This is a genomic window from Gelidibacter sediminis (assembly GCF_004364975.1).
Lineage (GTDB): Bacteria > Bacteroidota > Bacteroidia > Flavobacteriales > Flavobacteriaceae > Gelidibacter > Gelidibacter sediminis.
In genome coordinates this window covers 1,263,983-1,283,239 of the sequence record NZ_SOBW01000008.1, presented here as the reverse complement: position 1 = coordinate 1,283,239, position 19,257 = coordinate 1,263,983, and the positions used below count along the sequence as shown (strand labels likewise).

General features: G+C 37.2%; 20 protein-coding genes. 6 read left to right on the top strand and 14 right to left on the bottom strand.

Annotated features, from left to right (window positions below):
• Positions 1-64: 64 nt before the first annotated feature.
• The 10 genes from BXY82_RS12185 to BXY82_RS12140 all read right to left on the bottom strand — a co-directional run bounded on the left by BXY82_RS12185 (position 65) and on the right by BXY82_RS12140 (position 8,785).
• A complete protein-coding gene (locus tag BXY82_RS12185) occupies positions 65-769 on the bottom strand; it encodes a hypothetical protein (RefSeq protein WP_133758454.1) in 705 nt (234 codons plus the stop codon).
• A 2-nt stretch (positions 770-771) separates the two neighbouring features.
• Positions 772-1,587 (bottom strand): urease accessory protein UreD, encoded by an 816-nt coding sequence (locus tag BXY82_RS12180; protein WP_072352742.1) that lies wholly within the window; start codon positions 1,585-1,587, stop codon positions 772-774.
• 3 nt (positions 1,588-1,590) lie between these two features.
• Positions 1,591-2,232 carry an urease accessory protein UreG gene (ureG, locus tag BXY82_RS12175; RefSeq protein WP_133758453.1) on the bottom strand — a complete coding sequence of 214 codons (642 nt, stop codon included), beginning with the start codon at positions 2,230-2,232 and terminating at the stop codon, positions 1,591-1,593.
• 113 nt (positions 2,233-2,345) lie between these two features.
• Entirely contained in the window at positions 2,346-3,044 is a 699-nt protein-coding gene (locus tag BXY82_RS12170; RefSeq protein ID WP_133758452.1) for an urease accessory protein UreF, read from the bottom strand.
• Positions 3,045-3,049: 5 nt separating this feature from the next.
• Complete coding sequence (gene ureE / locus BXY82_RS12165) at positions 3,050-3,553, bottom strand: urease accessory protein UreE (protein WP_133758451.1); 504 nt, start codon at positions 3,551-3,553, stop codon at positions 3,050-3,052.
• Positions 3,554-3,620: 67 nt separating this feature from the next.
• A complete protein-coding gene (ureC, locus tag BXY82_RS12160) occupies positions 3,621-5,342 on the bottom strand; it encodes an urease subunit alpha (protein WP_133758450.1) in 1,722 nt (573 codons plus the stop codon).
• Entirely contained in the window at positions 5,339-5,713 is a 375-nt protein-coding gene (locus tag BXY82_RS12155; protein ID WP_133758449.1) for an urease subunit beta, read from the bottom strand. The genes ureC and BXY82_RS12155 overlap by 4 nt, the downstream gene beginning before the upstream one ends.
• 16 nt (positions 5,714-5,729) lie before the next feature.
• Entirely contained in the window at positions 5,730-6,032 is a 303-nt protein-coding gene (gene ureA, locus BXY82_RS12150) for an urease subunit gamma (protein ID WP_133758448.1), read from the bottom strand.
• Between the two features lie 516 nt (positions 6,033-6,548).
• Positions 6,549-7,538 (bottom strand): DNA topoisomerase IB, encoded by a 990-nt coding sequence (locus tag BXY82_RS12145; protein WP_133758447.1) that lies wholly within the window; start codon positions 7,536-7,538, stop codon positions 6,549-6,551.
• A 176-nt stretch (positions 7,539-7,714) separates the two neighbouring features.
• Positions 7,715-8,785, bottom strand: coding sequence for an endonuclease/exonuclease/phosphatase family protein (locus BXY82_RS12140; RefSeq protein ID WP_133758446.1), 1,071 nt, complete (start codon positions 8,783-8,785; stop codon positions 7,715-7,717).
• 277 nt (positions 8,786-9,062) lie between these two features.
• Between BXY82_RS12140 and BXY82_RS12135 the strand changes: the two genes are divergently transcribed.
• The gene (locus tag BXY82_RS12135) at positions 9,063-9,512 is read left to right on the top strand and encodes a universal stress protein (protein WP_133758445.1); all 450 of its coding nucleotides are present in this window, start codon (positions 9,063-9,065) and stop codon (positions 9,510-9,512) included.
• A 184-nt stretch (positions 9,513-9,696) separates the two neighbouring features.
• On the opposite strand, the gene BXY82_RS12130 is transcribed toward BXY82_RS12135, so the two are convergent.
• Entirely contained in the window at positions 9,697-10,614 is a 918-nt protein-coding gene (locus BXY82_RS12130) for a ClpXP adapter SpxH family protein (protein WP_133758444.1), read from the bottom strand.
• A 430-nt stretch (positions 10,615-11,044) separates the two neighbouring features.
• Positions 11,045-12,085, bottom strand: a complete 1,041-nt coding sequence (locus tag BXY82_RS12125) for a zinc-dependent alcohol dehydrogenase family protein (protein WP_133758443.1) — start codon at positions 12,083-12,085, stop codon at positions 11,045-11,047.
• A 392-nt stretch (positions 12,086-12,477) separates the two neighbouring features.
• Here BXY82_RS12125 and BXY82_RS12120 point away from each other — a divergent pair, with 392 nt between their 5' ends.
• From BXY82_RS12120 to BXY82_RS12110, 3 genes are all read left to right on the top strand, one after another.
• A complete protein-coding gene (locus BXY82_RS12120; protein WP_133758665.1) occupies positions 12,478-13,041 on the top strand; it encodes a DUF6642 family protein in 564 nt (187 codons plus the stop codon).
• A gap of 187 nt (positions 13,042-13,228) precedes the next feature.
• Positions 13,229-13,591, top strand: coding sequence for a hypothetical protein (locus BXY82_RS12115; protein WP_133758442.1), 363 nt, complete (start codon positions 13,229-13,231; stop codon positions 13,589-13,591).
• Between the two features lie 214 nt (positions 13,592-13,805).
• The gene (locus tag BXY82_RS12110) at positions 13,806-14,066 is read left to right on the top strand and encodes a hypothetical protein (protein WP_133758441.1); all 261 of its coding nucleotides are present in this window, start codon (positions 13,806-13,808) and stop codon (positions 14,064-14,066) included.
• A 122-nt stretch (positions 14,067-14,188) separates the two neighbouring features.
• On the opposite strand, the gene BXY82_RS12105 is transcribed toward BXY82_RS12110, so the two are convergent.
• On the bottom strand, positions 14,189-15,415 hold the full coding sequence (locus BXY82_RS12105) for a hypothetical protein (protein ID WP_133758440.1): 1,227 nt from the start codon (positions 15,413-15,415) through the stop codon (positions 14,189-14,191).
• 410 nt (positions 15,416-15,825) lie between these two features.
• Here BXY82_RS12105 and BXY82_RS12100 point away from each other — a divergent pair, with 410 nt between their 5' ends.
• Positions 15,826-16,446, top strand: coding sequence for a MarC family protein (locus BXY82_RS12100; RefSeq protein ID WP_133758439.1), 621 nt, complete (start codon positions 15,826-15,828; stop codon positions 16,444-16,446).
• A 97-nt stretch (positions 16,447-16,543) separates the two neighbouring features.
• Complete coding sequence (locus BXY82_RS12095) at positions 16,544-18,391, top strand: PLP-dependent aminotransferase family protein (protein WP_133758438.1); 1,848 nt, start codon at positions 16,544-16,546, stop codon at positions 18,389-18,391.
• Between the two features lie 151 nt (positions 18,392-18,542).
• Here BXY82_RS12095 and BXY82_RS12090 read toward each other — a convergent pair whose 3' ends face one another.
• Positions 18,543-19,238 (bottom strand): class I SAM-dependent methyltransferase, encoded by a 696-nt coding sequence (locus tag BXY82_RS12090; RefSeq protein ID WP_133758437.1) that lies wholly within the window; start codon positions 19,236-19,238, stop codon positions 18,543-18,545.
• Positions 19,239-19,257: the final 19 nt, after the last annotated feature.

Below are 19,257 nucleotides of genomic sequence, written 5' to 3'. Positions count from 1 at the left end.
ATTAATAGCAATCAATATTTAAATAAAACCTCGGTCTAACCGGGGTATTATTGTTTTAATGAAGCTACCAGCCCAAGAAAATCATTCCTGCACCACAGATGGCAATCGTACCACCAGCAATAGCGGTCATATATTTCTCTAAGGCATCGGTTTTTATCAATTTAAATCCATAATGTCCCAATACCACCATCAGTACCATCATTGCTAAAGTAAAAAATAAGAAGACTCCTGTTATGAGATATATCCCATAAGTCGAATCCATAATGGCGGGATAGGTTAAAAGCGGAATCATAGGTTCACAAGGGCCTAATAAAAATATGATAAACATGACCCATGGCGTAACTTTGCGTCGTTCTGTGGGCATTACAGGTCCCTGACCGTGTTTGTGCTCATATACATACACATCGCCACTATCATACACGTCGAAATGTTTGTGTTTTTTGTTTCTGTAGACTTGAAACAATCCAATTAATAGAAAGACAATCCCAAATAGGAATAATGCCCAGGCAGCCCAACCGCCTCTTACTTCTTCAAACCAGGTCAGTTTGTTTAATGAAAATCCTAGTGCCACACCTCCCAAAGCCAAGAAAACGGAACTCATGACATGGCCAGTACCACAAATGACGGTCCAAAAAATAGTGCGTCTGAGGCTCCAGTTCTTCGCTTTTCCTATAGCTATAAAAGGGATGTAATGATCTGGTCCTGTTAAGGTGTGAAGCACGCTAATGGATATAGCGGCCATTAATAATACATTTAATTCTGATTCCATTCTTATACTAACTTGAGCTCTATTTCCTTTTTGCGTAGAGCGTTTGCGTGTTTATCTAATTGTTTTTGAATTTTTTTTAAGGCTGAAAAAAGCTGTTCTCCGGAATTGCCCAAAACTCTTAAAGCACAAGCATCTTCTGAAAGTTGTGAGACTCCAAATAGAATATCTTCTTCCTCGGCCAACACTGTGGATATAAAGGCCATCCGGTCTTTTGCTGAATGAAAGGGATCAATACTTACAAAATTGGCTTGGTAGGTGAACGTTTCATATTGTCCAAGGGTCTTAAAATCTACGGCAGATGGTTTCAGGTATAAGTTGTCTTTATAAAATAATTTGCCTTCGCGATAAATTTCCGTCAGACTGCTATATTTTGTAAAAGCGAAGGATTCGCCATTAAGCTTTCGGCCACAGGCCAATATTTCCCCCCAAATAAGTACACTGTTTTTAGCGAGATTGATGTTGTTTTTACTTTCAAAAATAGCACCTTTATGCGGTACGGAAGGATGTGGCACATGACTGAAGTAAGCATCTTCTTCAATAATTACCTTCATTTCCTGCCGCGCGCCATCAGGCGTGTCATACACCCGTTGGTAGGATTGTGTTTGTAGATTTAGCAAGGTATTGGTCTTAACGTTTATTTCAATTTTATAATCATCTAGATTAAAAAAGCCTGGTGAAGAGCTCATAATCATCACTTCCATTAAAGGGTTGGTTTTATCCTCACGTATTTCAACCACGTTAAACGGCGGCGTAAAATAGGTGTCCTTTAAAATGGTGCGCTCTTGGTACAAGCCGGTTTCAATACTGTATTGCCCCATACCTTAATATTGTAATGCTGGTTCTGGAGCTTCTTCTTCAATTAAGGCGTATTTTTTAATCCAATTGATGACATCTTCTAATCCGTCGCCTCGCATCAAATCGGTAAAGACGAAAGGTGTCCCTTGACGCATTCTGCTAGAGTCGGCGCGCATTACTTCGAGATCCGCGTTAACATATGGTGCTAAATCCGTTTTATTGATGACCAATAAATCGGAGCGTGTAATTCCTGGGCCTCCTTTTCGTGGAATTTTCTCGCCTTCAGCCACTGAGATCACAAAAATGGTGACATCTGCTAAATCTGGACTAAAGGTTGCCGATAGGTTATCTCCGCCGCTTTCGATAAAAACAATTTCAATTTCTGGGTGACGGTTGATCATCTCATCTACAGCCTCTAAATTCATACTTGCATCTTCCCGTATAGCTGTATGCGGGCAGCCACCCGTTTCCACGCCAATAATACGATCGGCAGGTAATAAGGAATTTTTCGTTAAGTATTCCGCATCTTCCTTGGTATAAATATCATTGGTGATAACGCCAATACTATAGTGTTTAGCAATTTTATGGGATAATTTTTCAATTAAAGCTGTTTTCCCTGAACCTACAGGTCCGGCAACGCCTATTTTTATATATGATCTCTCTGACATTTTATATTTTGTTTTTATTTACTTAAAAATCCATTTTGTAAATAGTTATACTTCTTAAATCTTGACCTCATTCCTCATACCTAATCCCTAATCCCTAACACCTAACGACTATTTTAGGACATATAGAGTCTTGAGTACAAGGTTTCGTGTTGCATACATCTGATGTCGAATGCTGGGTTGCATAAGCCGCGCATCTCTTCGTCTAAGGTTAAGGTGTCGTCCACAAGGGTGGCAATTAAATCGTGCATGTTGTACAAAATTTCCTGTCCGTCCATTTGCCCCAAGGGGACCATTTTTACACTATTGGTCACCATATTAACCGCGGCGTTGTAATAAAATGCACTCAATACCGATTTGATTTCAGCACCTAAAAGGGCGGTAATCATTCCGAAAACTATTGCATAGTGCCCAGGGGTTTCTTTGTTTTTCACTTTTTCGAAAAAGGAATGCATCAATTCATAATCATGTAGACGCACGTAAATTTTAAGCAATCGCATGCCTAATTTTGAACTGCCATCACGGACTTCCATAGGTGTTTTTAAGGCGTGCGACTCGTTATCCAATTCTAAAAGTGCTTCTAGATTTTGTTCTGTTCCGTATTTAAAAGCATCACGGACAAAAAGCCCATCATTGTACTTGTAATTATAAATGAGCATGTTTTCTACAAATTCGCGCGTAGTATCCACATCCTTCACCACTTTTTGCTGGATATAAGTTTCCAATCCGTTGGAATGCGAATAGCCACCAATTGGCAACGTCGGATCTGAAATATGCAGTAACTCCAATAAAACCCTTTGTTTGTTGTGTGTCATATTCATTATTGTTTTGTGGTGAGGTCTAAAATTCTTGAGAATAAAGAAGGTGTATCACGTGCATGCGAATGGCCAACGTTAGCTTTTAACATGTTCAACAGTTTGCAATGTCTTTTCTCTACGATATAACCTGTCGCTTCCAACAGGCGCTCCAAAGGTTTTTCGTAAGGCACCAAAACTTTCTCCTCTTGAATAAAAATCGGCAAGTGTTTGTTTCCTATTTCGTAACAAACCGTTCCCATTTCCACAATATTTCTTGGTGTTACCTGAATACTATCACAAGGCAATACATCAACAACTACTACACTTGTCTCATCCTCCAAAAGAATATCTCCTTGGTGAAGGCGCTGTCCTTCCTTTAGGAATTTCACCGCCACCTCACGACCATGTTCTGTTCTTTTTCGCATAATGCGTTTGGTCATTTCAAACCATTCCAGATGTAGTGTGTCTACCGTTTTGTTTCCTATGGGATAAGATTCTATGTTTCCAATAACTTCTTTACAAAGCATATGAGCATTTCGTTTTAAAATAAAAATACGCAACGTTTATACGACGTTGCGTAGCTTTAAATTCCTACTAAAATAAAAAATAACGTTGTGCTAAAGGCACCACATCAATAGGGTCGCAGGTTACTTTTACGCCATCTACTTTTACTTCGTATGTTTCTGGATTGACTTCTATTAAAGGAGTTTTATCGTTATGGATTAAATCCTTTTTAGAAATACTTCTGCAATTGGTAACAGCGAATAGTTGTTTTTTGAGTCCGTATTTTTCTTTAATATTATTGTTCATTGCGGCTTTAGATACGAAAGTGGCACAGGTTTTATGCACTGCAGCTCCTAGCGCGCCAAACATCGGGCGCATCATAATAGGTTGCGGCGTAGGGATTGACCCGTTTGGATCTCCCATTTTACTGGCAATTGCCATGCCTCCTTTAACAATCATTTCTGGTTTTGCTCCGAACAAGGCAGGTTTCCACAATACAAAATCGGCCATTTTACCAGGTTCAATAGACCCAACGTGTTGCGAAATACCGTGAGCAATTGCTGGATTGATGGTGTATTTAGCCACATAACGTTTTGCACGAAAATTATCCGCCTTCATCTTTTTGTCCTCTTCTAAAAATCCTTGTTGAATCTTGTTTTTATGCGCTGTTTGCCAGGTTCTTGAAATGGTTTCACCCACACGTCCCATAGCTTGGGAGTCGGAACTCATAATACTAAAAACGCCCATGTCATGAAGTCGGTCTTCAGCAGCAATGGTTTCTGGTCTAATTCTAGAATCGGCAAAAGCGACATCCTCAGGAATGTTTTTACTTAAATGATGACACACCATCAGCATATCCAAATGCTCATCAATAGTGTTTTTGGTAAAAGGTCGTGTCGGATTTGTAGAGGCTGGCAACACATTCGGATACATCGCTGCTTTAATAATATCTGGAGCGTGGCCACCACCAGCGCCCTCTGTATGGAAGGTGTGGATGGTTCTTCCGTTTATGGCATCCATAGTATCTTCTAAAAATCCTGCTTCATTTAAAGTATCAGAATGTAAAGCAATTTGAATATCATATTCATCTGCCACTTGTAACGACGCGTGAATGACCGATGGTGTGGCTCCCCAATCTTCATGCACTTTCAATCCTAAAACACCAGCTTCCACCTGTTCTTTTAAAGGTGCTAAAAATGAACAGTTTCCTTTTCCGAAGAACCCTAAATTCATAGGTAAATTATCAGTGGCTTGAAGCATACGTTCTATATTCCAAGCGCCAGGGGTTACTGTGGTCGCGTTGGTACCGTCAAAAGGCCCTGTTCCGCCACCAATCATTGTGGTAATTCCGCTAAAAAGCGCGTGTTCAATTTGTTGAGGAGAAAGAAAATGGATGTGTGTATCTATTCCTCCAGGCGTCGCGATAAGATTTTCACCAGCATGTACTTCAGTCGAAGCGCCAATAATCATGTTTGGATCCACATTTTCCATGGTGTCTGGGTTTCCAGCCTTTCCAACACCCACTATTTTGCCATCCTTAATACCAATATCCCCTTTAACAATTCCCCAGTGGTCTAAAACAATGCAATTTAAAATCACTAAATCCAAAACACCACTATCACGAGTGGCTGTACTAGATTGCGCCATGCCATCACGAACCGTTTTTCCGCCACCAAATTTATTTTCCTCACCGTAAAAAGTATAGTCCTTTTCTATTTCAATAAAAAGTTCAGTGTCTCCCAATCTTATTTTATCGCCAAGGGTTGGTCCGTACATATTGGCATACTTAATTCTGTCGATTTTAAAACTCATGACTTTTTGTTTTTGAAGGATTCACGTTCTACATTTAGCATTGCTCTTTTTAAATTTTGAGGATTCATGGTGTCCCCAATAGCGAGATTATTCAGTCCGAAGGAGTTGCGTTTTCCGCCTAAACTGATAAGTTCTATTTTGGTTGCTTCTCCCGGTTCAAAACGAACGGCTGTTCCTGATGGGATATTCAAACGGTAGCCAAACGTCTTTTCACGATCGAATTCCATCTCTCTATTCACTTCAAAAAAGTGGTAGTGGGATCCAACCTGAATCGGTCTATCGCCCTTATTGATAACCTTTAATTTGATAGCTTTTCGGAAGGGATTGCATACAATATCTTCTTTCTTCAATTTATATTCACCTGGTATCATAGTTTGTAATTTAAGGTTAACGAATAGGATTGTGGACGGTAACCAGCTTGGTGCCGTCGGGGAATGTTGCTTCAATTTGTACATCGTGAATCATCTCAGGAACGCCTTCCATAACATCATCGCGCGTTAAATACGTGGCGCCTTCTTGCATTAAAGAGGCGACGGATTTACCATCTCGTGCAGCTTCCTGTAGTCTGTTGCTGATTAATGCGATGGACTCTGGGTAGTTTAATTTCAGGCCTCGAGCTTTGCGTTTTTCGGCGAGTTCACCCGCCATGAAGATGAGAAGTTTCTCTGTTTCTCTAGCTGTTAAATGCATAGGTGCTATATTTAAGGGTTAATGTGTAGTGGTGCTAAATGAAACTTTTTTTATTCGTATTAAAAATTGAATCAGTCTTAAAGCTCATTTTTTAGTGGAATTTACATAAGTGTAAGGGTGTTATATTAAACCCATAAAAACAGTACTAATAATATGAACGGAAGGCATGAAATCACAAACCTGTCAAAAAACTATTCTATTTAAAAATACTGTATTGAAACAAATTTAACACATTTATGGGTGTTATGTATTTTAATTTATTTAAAATATAATAAAAATGTTATGTTTTTGATTGTTGTGTTGAAAGAATTTAATTATGATTAGGTCGTATTTTAGAGGTTTAAATACCATATACAATTAAAAGGCCTCCTAGCGATGGTGGCGTATTGATGAGAGTGTAGCGGTTCGGGAATGTTATTTCGGATGATTGAATGAGGATTGAATCAGATTCATGTACAAATGTCTGTAACTATTGTTTTTCTGGAGATGATAGAAGGAGCGAGGAGTAGTAAGCAATCACTTCTGTTTTAAACGATTCCGCAGCATGCATAACACGCCAATTTCTTCTTTGGATAGGTTTTCGGCTTTCTTAAGTAATCGGTTGATTTCCGTCTCAAAATATTGCAAGGTGCGGCCTTGCGTATAATCTTCAATTATTCTTGGATCGATGTAGGAACTTCTAGCTACAGAAGGGGTGTTGCCAAGGCGTTCTGATACCCGGTTCACGGCCTCTTTTATATTTTTATCTAATGCTTTCTGATCTTTTTTGTCCACGACCCCCAACTCGTCCAAAGCAATGGCGGCAATCATAGTGCCCGCCCATGTTCTAAAATCCTTGGCGGAAAAATCGTCGCCCATGACCTCGCGTATATAGGCATTTAAGTCATCACTTTTAACATCTATAATGTTGTCATCTTCATCAAGGTATTTAAAAACTTCATAGCCCTGCATATCATCAATTTGCTGTACTATGGAAGCTAACTTTTTATCAATGATGTGTTTTTCCTGTTCTTGGCCAGATTTTCCTTTGTACTTGAATATAATTTCATCCCCATCTATAGTGAGGTGTTTATGCCGTAAGGTCGTTAACCCATAAGTGGCGTTTTCTTTGGAATAGGTTTCAGAGCCTGGTCTAAAAAACGCCGATTCTAATAACCTGAGCATTGTGGCCATCACTTTTTCTCTATTCAGTTTTCGCTTTCTAAGATGTTGGCCTGTTACTCTGCGCATATGTTCCAATTGATCAGCAAATGCTACAATACGATCAAACTTTTTGGAATTTTGCCGTTCTCTATATTTTGGATGGTAGATATATTGTTTTCTGTCTTTGTCATCGCGACCCGTGACCAATAAATCAGATTTTCTGTTTTCTGATATTTCTACATTGGTCCATGCTGGCGGAATTACAAGGGATTTTATCCAATTGCGGGTCTCCTTGTCTGTAATGGTCTTACCATTTTTGTCCTGATAAGTAAACCCTTTTCCATGTCTTTTTCTGTAGTACATAGCCACGTATTTTGATCTAAAAGTAGTATAATAAAATATGGTGAAGATTCTCTATTCAGCTATTTGTTAATCAATATACTAAATATTGAGTATAACTTTCTAAGTGACATACTGAGATGGGTTTTAAAAGGAAAACACACTTTTTTACTTTAAAATAGAAGTGATCTTATGACATATTACTGAGGATGCTTTTTGCCTTGATCTATTTTCTCTTTGGCCCATTTCTTTTCTTCCTCATTAACACTGAGTTTTTCCTGTTTATCTTTCTTTTCTGGAGAATAATTTAGTTTTATGTACATGGGGAAATGGTCGGAACCAATATCTCGTTCTCGTGCAATCTCCATGAGCGTGAAATCATCTGAGTGAAATACGTGGTCCAATGGCCATCTTAAAAATCGATATTCGGTACTAAAAGTATTAAAAAAACCACGGCCTCGTCTCGGGTCCATCAATCCGCTCACTCTTTGAAATATCTTGGTGGTTCTAGACCACGCCACATCGTTTAGGTCGCCAAAAACCAAGGTCAACTTCGGATCCTCCTCCATTTCATGACCCACTAATAAAATTTCCGCATCTCTATTTGTAGAGGTCTTGCTTTCCGTTGGGCTCGGTGGTCTGGGGTGGAGGCAATGAATTTTTGCACGATGCCCATTTTCTAATTTTACAAAACCGTGAATGGACGGAATATCGTCTTTAATGAGATAGCGCACTTTCATATCCGCCAACGGAAATTTTGAGTATAAATGCATTCCATACAAGTTATCTAGAGGAACTTTTACCGTGTATTTGTACTCTTTTTCAAATCGTTCTAAAGCGCGTTCCCAACCTTTATCAGACTCTAAGGTTAAAAATAAATCTGGCGATTTTTCTTCAATTAAACCGATTAGTTTATGGTACTCACGATTGGTCATCAGGACGTTGCTTACTAGAATGCTAATAGCATTTCCCTTGGCATTACCAGTATATTGTATGACCTGCTTTTTAGCAAAAATTGTATAAGGAAAAATAAGGCGCAGCTGATAAATTAAACTCAAAATCAGTGCGCCCAACATGATCAAATGCCAGGTTTCATCAAAAGAGTAGGCAAAGAGCGCCAATACAATATTTACAAAAATTAGTATTGAAATTTGTACCCTAGGAAAATCAAATCCACGAATCCACCAATAGTCAAACCGCGTTAGCGAGGCAAGGCTAGGAATGCAGAAGATGAGGTTGAGAACCAGTGTTATGACTTCAAAAGTATTCACTTTTACAAATTAAAGGTTAGAAGGGTCGTGTTAAGATGTTGATATCTGAGTTTTATAGTATATTATATGATATTCTGCCTTTCAGAGATTTAAAGATATTAAAAATCTAAACCCTCAATTGCTTTAAATAAAAATTATACTACTCCATAAAACCAAATACGGCAAGTTAGGGAAGTGTTTGCAACTAGTAATGAAGCTGGCTATAATCTTTAAATTACACAGTCCTATTGAAAGGGATGTGTTTTATTTTGATTAAATTTACTAAAACCAGATTTTTATGAAAAATATACTTGTGGCCGTAGACCGTCCAAAATATGCCAATCAACTAATTACGCATGCGGTACAACTTGCCAAATTTACAGATGGCAAGATATGGATCATCCATGTTTCAGCGGCCAATCCTACGGATTTACTGAGTCGTGAAGCGGGACCTCAATTTATTTATGACAAGCGAACTGAAGACAATCAGAAATCGGCCGAATTGATCAAGCAATTGGCACTAGATGTGGTAACTCAATATAACATACCGGCAGAAGGTATCCTGATTGAAGGGCCAATGGTTAAGTCTATAAAAAAGATTGTTAAGGAGCAGAATATTGACCTTATTGTTGCGGGTCATAAAAAGAGAAATTTGATTTTGGAACTGTTCACTGAAAACAAGAAAAAAGATTTGATTGATGAACTTCAAATTCCATTATTAGCAATTCCTTTAGTGGAAGTTAAATAGAAGGGTGGCCATTCCGAGCTATAAACTCGAATAACGGGTAATGTATCAATAGATTAATAGTGATAAATTAACGACACTTTCAGCTTAATGCAAATGTCAGGTTGAGCGCAGTTGAAACCGTTATAACCTAAAAATTTCAACTGCTCTCAAAGACATTATAAATTAGTTGCAATTAAAGAATTGATTAGTTGACAATTCTCCAAATTGAACCATTTTTCGTAGTCAATTTTTCCAATGCTCCTGTGTTGGAAAGTTCATTCAATTGTTGTTCGCTTTCGGCTCTAGGAGTTCCAGAAAGTTCTGAAAACTCTTTGGCTGTAAACGAATGGTAGGTGGAGAAGAGTGCTTCCCAGTTTTTACGGTATTCGCTCTTCTTCACATCTGGATTGAGTTTTAAAATGGCCATTTCGTAGTACACATATGGTTTTGTTCCGTAAACGAATTCTTTATTTCCTGCCTCATCCAAAAAGAACATTGTTGGAAATCCTCTCACGCCCAATTCTCTCCCCAATGCTAAATCTTCTTGAAACAATGCGTTGGCATGACCTTCGTAGTCTGACTTGAGTTGGTCTATATTTAGATCTGCCTTTTTAGCAGCATCTTCAATATGTTCCCATTTGGTAATATTTTTCTTTTCTAAAAACACCAATTCCCTAATTTCTCTTAAAAACAAAATCGATTTCTCATAATCCTGCATTTGTGCGGCCTTAAAAGCAATGGATGGCGGATATGAGGAGTCTAAAGGGTCTTCAAGCCATACATCGCCATCAATAGGCATGTCATAATGCACACTAACTTCATCCCAATGGTGTGCAACATCGGAGGGTTTTCCTATGCCGCCACTGTTGTAGCTCCAATCTGGCAATAAGCCTCCCATTCTGTAATCAATTTCAACAGCATTACCATATTCTAATTTTAGTTTGCGCAACTGTGGTTCAATTCCCCAACAAGAGGAGCAAATAGGATCTGTATAGTAAATCACTTTCACTGACTTTTTAGAGGGTTTTACGGTACTTTTTTCAGCCGTTTCCGGAGTGGATTCTGTAGTTTCGCACATGCCTGTTTCTATGTCGCATAATAGTGGATTATCTTGGATTTCCATAGATCAAAATTTTATGTGATGCCTAAAAAAGCATCATTGGTTAATAATTATTGTGTATTGATGCTAATGATATAAAATGTTGGACGGTGCCGTTCACTATAAAAATTATATCTAATAGAAAATTGGCTGTCGCCCCTAAAAAAAAATGGTTTTGATCCCATTCTTTAATTTTTTTACACTTCGTTTATAACTTTTCAAGATAGCAAATTTAACCAAGTAACTCTTCAGGTGTCTAGGATTTATGAATTATTTATGACCTTGAATTACCATTGCATTGGTCTATAGAAAAGTTAATGTTCTTGTCAACTCCAATTAAAATGGGTGGACAACAACTGGTGGAAATGATCCAAGGGCAAGTATAAATACACCTCTTCTAAAAAATCTTGCAAAGTTTTAGAAGAGGTAATCTATCAGTGGTCTATAAACGAAACTACGCATTGCTAATAATAATTTTTAGTGCTTTTTCTTCGGCACCATTTAAAAACACCTGATAGGCATGCTCTAATTCAGAAAGTGGGAAATGATGTGTAATCATCTTCTTTAAATCTAAACTATTTGTAGAGACAGCCTTTAAAAGCATAGGGGTAGTATTTGTATTAACAAGCCCAGTAGTTATGGTCAAATTTTTGATCCACAGTTTGTTAATTTCAAAATCGACTTTTTGCCCATGAACGCCAACATTGGCAATATGCGCTCCTGGTTTTACAATTTTCTGACAAATATCCCAAGTTTGGGGTAATCCAACAGCTTCAATGGCCACATCAACTCCATCACCATCAACAATGTCTTTAATCGCTTTTTCAACATTCGTTGTTCCAGAATTTATGGTATGTGTAGCACCTAATTCTTTTGCGAGTTGAAGTCTATTATCATCTAAATCGACCATGATAATTTTAGAGGGTGTGTAAAACTGTGCGGTCAAAAGCGCAGACATTCCAATGGGCCCCGCGCCAATAATGGCAATTTCATCACCAGGTTTAACTTTACCATATTGTACTCCAATTTCATGACCTGTAGGTAAGATGTCACTTAACAAGACAGCTATATCATCATCAATGGTTGCCGGTATTTTATGCAGACTATTGTCGGCATGCGGAATTCTTGCGTATTCCGCTTGGACACCGTCAATCATGTAACCTAAGATCCAGCCTCCATCTTTACAATGGGAATACATTTGTTTTTTGCAATATTCACAAGAACCACAGGAAGTAATACATGAAATTATGACTTTGTCTCCTTTTTTAAATTGAGATACACTATCTCCAACTTCTTCTATAATCCCCACACCTTCATGCCCTAAGATACGTCCACTTTCAATTTCAGGATTTTTTCCTTTATAGATGCCTAAATCTGTTCCGCAAATAGTTGTTTTAATAATTTTTACAAGGGCATCTGTGGGTTTAAGAATTGTTGGTTTTGCTCTGTCTTCCAATGCGATATGATGATCGCCATAATACACTAATGCTTTCATAATCTTTTATTTATTAGGTTCATATTTAATTCTAAATTTTTAAGCAAATACATGTGGCTCAGAGTTTATGCTGTATTCACGAGGTTGATCTTGGTTTGAATGGGAAATCCTTTTTCCTCAGCTTGAAAGGGGCAATTACAAGGTATTGGTTTTGGTATTCATATGCACTGATATTTGTCATGAATGGACGCACAATTAACTCATTTTCAGATATTAATATTGAGGTTTCATCTTATAGAAAGTAAGGTGCTAGGGTGAGAGAATTTAAGTTGATATAGGTACGGATTATTTTAAAAACAGCATCTGCGATAATTATGAACATTTCTATAGCCTTGTCATTTGCGAAACACAATCAAAAGTTAGAATTTTGCTTAATGAAAGCAGCACTATACATGGAGAATGAGAAATTCATTTTCTGTCTTGAAGGAGTTATGGATATTGAAAATACGGGTACCACTGAGGTGGTTAAAATTTTGGAAGATATTGCCATAAAACAAGGCATTGCGAGTATCTATAAAACTTGCGATACCATAGAAGGGCTAGAGGAGAGCTTAAGTGCTTTGCTTTACAATGATCATAACTTTAAGGATTATGAAATTATTTACCTTGTGATGCCTGGTGAGCCAAATAATATTTGTTTGAATGATTATTATTACAGTATGGAAGAAATTGCTGAGCTTTTTGAAGGTAAAATGAAAGGCAAAGTGATTCATTTCGCCAATAGAAAAATAGTGGATCTTACGGATGAAGAGTCGCAGTACTTTTTAGATGTTACCGGTGCGCGTGCAATTTCAGGTTACGGTTCAGATCTCAGTGAGATTTCTAGTACGAGCACACTAGATAGAGTGTTTTTCAATCTGTATCAAGACAATGACAATTTAAAGGAGGTGGTTGAAGAGTTGTTTCAAAAACATTATAGTCTCTGCCAATTATTAGATTTTAGATTGTATTATTAATGTTATGGAAAAATAAATTCGCTATACCCAACTATTGTCGCTAAAATCAAGTTCCTTATCATAATTTATAGCTTTAGTTGAAGTTCATATCTTTTTAGGCAATTTTTCGTCCATTTAGGGCCAACACTCTTATTATAGAAATTATAATTTCGAATACAGAATTTATTAATTTTTAAAACTTGAGGATATGAACACAAACAATGACAACCGTAATTATGATCGTGACCAAGATCAAGGTCGTGACCAAAATCAGCACAGAAATGACACCGATCAAAATCGAAATCAAGAGGATAGATCTCGTGGACAACAGCGTGACGGGAGAAACGCAGATGAACGACGTGGTGATTCCCAAAATCCTTCATCCCGAGATATTGAAAGTCGTTGGCAGGATATAGAAAGTGACTATAGAAAACGTTACACTAATCTGACCGATGAAGACGTTAACCATCGCGACGGTGGTTTTGAGTCTATGACGGAGCGTATTGCAAAGCGTACTAACAGGAACCAGCGTGAAGTTAATGACGAGATAAAAAATTGGCCTAGTTCTTAAGGGGCGTACATCCGAATTTTTTGCAATAATGAAAATGATTAATTTTGATAAACCCATCCTAAAGATGGGTTTTTTAATGGGTAGTAGCGAATCTTAATTAATAGCTTTAATAGCTGTATTTGTTCTATTGTGAATCCGTTTAAAAATTTACCTTTTGAGCTCATGCCTTGAGGTTGACTAGCGTATCTTGGTAAATAATTAAAAATACGTTGTTATGACCTCAGAACACGAAGATCCAGATAGAACTGATGATTATCAAAACATTGTGAGCTCTAATAAAGAACCTCATGGCGATTTGCAAATTAAATGGGCGGCAATTAAGGATGATTATTTACGAAAATATCCAAGCATTACTGAAAGAGACACCACTTACCTCTTAGGTGAGTTTGAAAAAATGCTTTCTAGTATAGCTACGCGCACTAAACGCAGTATTGCTGAGGTGAGAAATGAAATCATGAATTGGCCAACTACTTAGTAAACCGAAACAAAAAGTGTCAGTTTGGGTGTCGCGCCCAAAACTGACACTTATGTAAATAATAATTGTATCTACTTTCTAAGATGTAAGAATCAGAAACAGTAAATTGGAGCTGTCTATCTTTAAATAAGTTTAAACTCTTCCAATAATTCCATTTTTTGTTTCAATTCCGGAATGTTAATGCTATTTCTGATACCGTTATCCCTCTCGGTTTTCTTATTATTTAAATTTTTGATAATTTCATCGTACACCTGCGCAGGGTTCAATTCTTTGCCTTTTTCCTTTTTGCCCTCAATAATGCCATTACTTCTTGCCACATTTACAGCTTCAATAATTCGGAATTGATAATTATCAGCGACCTCAAAAAAGTTTTCGTAATACAGAGTGTATTTTTTTGAAAGTTCTACCAGTTGGTCAATATTATTGTTATAGTATTTTGCGCCAATCTCTTTTTGAAGAAGTTCAGAATAGTTGATTTCCCCTCTGTCATTTTTATATTTTTGCTCCAATTCTACCAGATGTTTACTGCTAAATTCATGGTTAAATGAAGTCAGGATTCTGTTGAAGTAAGCATCCATAGTTTCATTTTCTTTTCTATTAGGAACAGTCAAGTTGAGTCGCGGTGCATCCTTTTTTAATTTATTCAGTAAATCTATTTGAAGATTTTCAAGCAACACTCTTCGATCGCCGTTGGACGATTGGTTAAGGATGTTGGCCTTGTCTAAGGTCGTATAATAGGCTAAGTATTTGTTGAGCTGACTTTCAAATTTTTTCAATTTTTCTAAATCGGCTTTTCTATCGTTCATAGAAGACCCATACGCAATATCAAGTATAGAATTGGAGGCGGTCACAGCGTTAGAGACAAATGGAATGCTTGCAATTAATGGGCTATTCATCACATTTTTGGCAATATCTATAAAACGGTCAAGTTTAGATTGTTTATCGAAGATGCCAATTTTAGTTGCAGATTCAATTATCACCTCTTGAAAGGAGAATCCCAACGGCCCCTCTTGTATGCTACTTAACGATTTGATGTAGCCTTGGTATTCTTCATCTGCCAATCGTGATTTTAAATTGATGATATCATCACTAAGCACTTTGTATAATTGTGCAGAACCATTGATATTTCTTTTAATGGTATTCCATTTGGTTTCATCAGACACTTTCTTGTCTCGCACTAGATCATTTAACGTTTTCCCAGTAATTTCCAGACTATTTAAAAGCGTCTCGTTAGTCATTTTTAAAGTTTCAATCTCTTTGCTGAGGTTTGCCAGTTTAGTGGAGTCAACCTGTCCGAAAGATAGGAGGGGACACATTAAAAACATTGTGAAATAAAATGTAATTCTCATAGTTGTTGGTATTTGATTGATGCTAACGTGTTTGTGTATAAATTGTTGTGTGCTTATGGTTTATATGTCTGCATTTAAATAATAAATAAAGAAAGTAACTTCAAGTTTTAAAATGGTCTGCGATAAATGGCATTAAAGTATATGTCTGTGCACCACCATAACATATAGGTTTATTTTGAGTGTCAAATTAAGTGATAAAAATAATAATTGGGTATAAAAATAAAATAGACTTTAACTATATATTTATAATTGACAGTTGCCGGTTATAAAGGTATCCTGTCCTTATAAATCTACCAGAAATACCAACCAAATGGTTTAAATTTATTTGCAATAACGTTTAAAATATACGATAATAACTTTGGTAGTATAGTAGGAATTCAATTTCTTACACTGTCAAAACGAAACAACGAATGGAGAATTTATTAACCTTTTCAATAACAGTGTTTACAGGGTTTTTTGCAATTACTAACCCCATCTCCAATATGACGGTTTTCTTGTCTTTAACCCAAGGTGCAGACGAGATGACAAAACGAGACATTAATAAAAGGGCTAATATTATCGCCTTTATTATTGTAACGGTTTTTATTCTTTTAGGTAAATTTATTTTTGAGCTCTTCAATATCAGCATTCCTGCATTTAAAATTACCGGAGGCATTCTTATTTTTTATATTGGCTTTGAAATGCTTCAATCCAAACAATCTAATGTAAAGAATATCAAACATATTCACATTGACGAAAATATTGCAGTGTCTCCTTTGGCAATTCCTATATTGGCAGGTCCTGGCACAATTGTTACCGCAATGAACTTTGTGTCAGACGTTTCCACTATCCAAATCATATTAGTGATAGCCATCTTCGGGTCTATGAGCTTGTTAACCTACATTACTTTTAGAATGAGCAAATATATTGTGAAGATTGTGGGGTACAATGTAATTTCAGTAATAGGTAAAATTATGGGGTTAATTATTGCCATCATCGGAACCGGGATGATAATTGAAGGCATTAAAATTTCATTTAATCTTATGGCCTAAAAATTACAAATTCTAAAATTAAAGCTTAAGCCCTCTTGTAATTGTTTTCAAAAATTACGAATTACGTATCTTGCCAACTTATTACAAGCTGATATTTATGAAAACGACTCAAATGCTACAATATATAAAAGAGGTTATTGATCATATGCCTACTGATTGGTTGAAACTAACAACACACCGGTTGGATATTTATAATGAAGATCTAGCCAAAACGGAATTTTTACAAGGGTTAGAAAACTTGTTTAACCACAACAATTCAGAAACCTTAGCCTTAAGTCAACTCCCAACAGCTTATGATTATATTCGGTTAGGACACCCCTTATCTTGTATTTTGGAATGGGGTATTGCAAACTTAAATAGTTTGGATGCAAAAAATGTGATTACATTTGATTCCCAAACCATGCCTGTTCTAGCAATTTTAAGAACCAATGCATTAAATAGTGTAAATACCAGAATTTTATATTCGGACACTTTACCAGAGATGCTAGACCTTGAGCTTTTGAAATCTGTGTATGGTTATAATTTTCATGTTGAAAAAGTTGCTGATGTTGCAACAACAGACCACTTTGATGGTAGCACAATTTTTATTTCTGAAGACGATAAACCTAGTGTATTTGCGCTTACAGAAGACATTGATTTTTATATCAGCCTTAATGGACATTTGGGGAGTATCCTATTGGTTAATTCTAGTCAGAATGACGGTTATATTTCGGCTATTCAACATGTCAGAAGGCGAGAGACTGTTGCAATGACGCCAAGTAACTGTCTGACAGCTTTGAAGTTATTGGTGTGTAATGTAGAAAAAAAGGACGTGCCCAATCTTGATTCACATTCAGATAAGGCCTCAGTCTTAAAAACAATAAAGGAAATCACTAATTCACCAACCACAGCCTTAGTTGCCTCCAGCGGATTGTCAATGCAATATGCAATCATGATGGGGCTAGTTCACGATGCAAAGGCGCGTTATAAAAATAAAGCCATTAAGTTTATTGTGCCGCCCAACTGCTATGGCGGTACCAATGATCAAGCAAGACGGGTAGCAGCTGCTGTTGCAAATGTTGAGGTGCTAGATCTGCCTGTGGATGGCGATAATAATATGGTAAGCAGTATTGAAGCCATACTGACTCAGGTTGCTCACCAAGACGCAATTCCTTACATTATTGCTGAGATTCCAACCAATCCTAGGGTTGAGGTGCCAGATCTTGAGGCGTTGAAGGCTGTTTTAGGAAAAATTAGGTCTACGGCTTCCGGAGCTAAAGCCATAGATCCAGTTTTTATCTTGGATCAAACATTCTGTCCAAATGTTCATTTTTTAGGCGAAGGGGATATCCTTTCTGAAGTAAGAGCGCTTTCTTATGCGAGTGGCTCTAAATTTCCGAGTGGTGGAAAATGTACTGCTGGCTATTGTGTAGGAAATCAAAAGACTCAAGGATTGATGGATAAAATAGCCATCCATTTGACGCTTTGTGATAATGAAGCGTCATCAATGCAATATAAAATTTTGGCGGCGCAATTGCCATCCATGAATAAACGTATTGAAGAGGCTTATAAATATACGCGAGAATTTGTGCACTTTATTAAGGAAGTGTTGCCAGAAGCGAAAATTAATTTTGTTTCAGACGACTTAGCCTCTCAAGGGTTTACGCCATCTGTATTTTCATTGGGGCTTCCAACTAAAGGGGCTACAGATGCAGAGCGCGAAGCTTACAAACGTGCATTGAATTTGAGGTTAATAAATTTGATGATAACTGAAATTCCTGATGAAAGTAAATTTTGCGTTAGCTATGGACAATTACATGGCAGTTATTGGACTATACCAGCCACTTCTACCCAAGGCACCACAAAAGAGGGTGACAAAGACTATATAGTTAGGGTGTCCTTGTCGCCAAATTTGGATTTAGAACGTCATAAGCAGGTGTTCTTGGAGTTTGCAAAAGACATTTAACAAATTTGTTTAAAGTGTATCACACTATCAATAATATATCGCGTTGCGATTTGAATCCATGACATGGTTTGGGTTTGCCAATCATTAATCTTGGCGTTGCATGATAATGCCAGGCATATCTTGTATAATAGATATAGTAAATAAATGATGTCTAGTTGCGACCGGTTGTTAAAGGGTTTATAGTTCCGACAAAAATAACCGACGCCACGGTCTTAGTTTTTGGGTGTAATGGTTCTATAATGTCATCTATAGCAAATCCATTTGAGAGAAATAAATCTTTCCATGTTTCCAGGGTTCTGAAATACCATGGTGGCGGATTGCTAAAGCGATTATTAAACCCTTTCCAGCTTCCTTCTCGCCACCCATCTGTATAAGGTGCGTTGCCACAACCTGAAATTGGATGCAGCGTCTGAACTATGAAAGCGCCATGTTCATGCAGTAAATCTGGAATATTTTTAAATATGTTGGCAACAGAGTCTTTGCCCAATAAAGAAAAATTACAAACAGCAACATCAAACTTTTCTGTAATGGTGCTTGGTGATACATCTTCGTACGGCAGCACAACGAATTTTCCGTGACCATCCTTCTTAGCTGCTGCTATTAATTCAGGTACAATGTCAATTCCATAAACCTCAATATTTTCATTTGTAAGCGCTCTCGCTAACCATCCTTCTCCGCATCCAATATCCAACACATTGGCAGGATTCCTTTTTAAGATGGTATTTAGTATGGCCTTATTTGTGATTAACAACCTGCTTTCAATTTCATCGTTTTGTACAGCAGAAATCCATGGTTCTGCATTCTGTAACCAAGAGTCAATAATTTTTTTGTCCGAGTAGCGTGTCATTATTTTAAAGCCTATTAAG

Bases quoted from the DNA above. Each gene is read 5' to 3' on its own strand.
- BXY82_RS12100 (WP_133758439.1), top strand. From the start codon at position 15,826: ATGGAGAATTTATTAACCTTTTCAATAACAGTGTTTACAGGGTTTTTT.
- BXY82_RS12090 (WP_133758437.1), bottom strand. From the start codon at position 19,238: ATGACACGCTACTCGGACAAAAAAATTATTGACTCTTGGTTACAGAAT.
- BXY82_RS12120 (WP_133758665.1), top strand. From the start codon at position 12,478: ATGGAGAATGAGAAATTCATTTTCTGTCTTGAAGGAGTTATGGATATT.
- ureC (WP_133758450.1), bottom strand. From the start codon at position 5,342: ATGAGTTTTAAAATCGACAGAATTAAGTATGCCAATATGTACGGACCA.
- BXY82_RS12135 (WP_133758445.1), top strand. From the start codon at position 9,063: ATGAAAAATATACTTGTGGCCGTAGACCGTCCAAAATATGCCAATCAA.
- ureE (WP_133758451.1), bottom strand. From the start codon at position 3,553: ATGCTTTGTAAAGAAGTTATTGGAAACATAGAATCTTATCCCATAGGA.
- BXY82_RS12145 (WP_133758447.1), bottom strand. From the start codon at position 7,538: ATGTACTACAGAAAAAGACATGGAAAAGGGTTTACTTATCAGGACAAA.
- BXY82_RS12180 (WP_072352742.1), bottom strand. From the start codon at position 1,587: ATGGGGCAATACAGTATTGAAACCGGCTTGTACCAAGAGCGCACCATT.
- ureG (WP_133758453.1), bottom strand. From the start codon at position 2,232: ATGTCAGAGAGATCATATATAAAAATAGGCGTTGCCGGACCTGTAGGT.
- BXY82_RS12130 (WP_133758444.1), bottom strand. From the start codon at position 10,614: ATGGAAATCCAAGATAATCCACTATTATGCGACATAGAAACAGGCATG.
- BXY82_RS12110 (WP_133758441.1), top strand. From the start codon at position 13,806: ATGACCTCAGAACACGAAGATCCAGATAGAACTGATGATTATCAAAAC.
- BXY82_RS12125 (WP_133758443.1), bottom strand. From the start codon at position 12,085: ATGAAAGCATTAGTGTATTATGGCGATCATCATATCGCATTGGAAGAC.
- ureA (WP_133758448.1), bottom strand. From the start codon at position 6,032: ATGCATTTAACAGCTAGAGAAACAGAGAAACTTCTCATCTTCATGGCG.
- BXY82_RS12105 (WP_133758440.1), bottom strand. From the start codon at position 15,415: ATGAGAATTACATTTTATTTCACAATGTTTTTAATGTGTCCCCTCCTA.
- BXY82_RS12155 (WP_133758449.1), bottom strand. From the start codon at position 5,713: ATGATACCAGGTGAATATAAATTGAAGAAAGAAGATATTGTATGCAAT.
- BXY82_RS12095 (WP_133758438.1), top strand. From the start codon at position 16,544: ATGAAAACGACTCAAATGCTACAATATATAAAAGAGGTTATTGATCAT.
- BXY82_RS12115 (WP_133758442.1), top strand. From the start codon at position 13,229: ATGAACACAAACAATGACAACCGTAATTATGATCGTGACCAAGATCAA.
- BXY82_RS12170 (WP_133758452.1), bottom strand. From the start codon at position 3,044: ATGACACACAACAAACAAAGGGTTTTATTGGAGTTACTGCATATTTCA.
- BXY82_RS12185 (WP_133758454.1), bottom strand. From the start codon at position 769: ATGGAATCAGAATTAAATGTATTATTAATGGCCGCTATATCCATTAGC.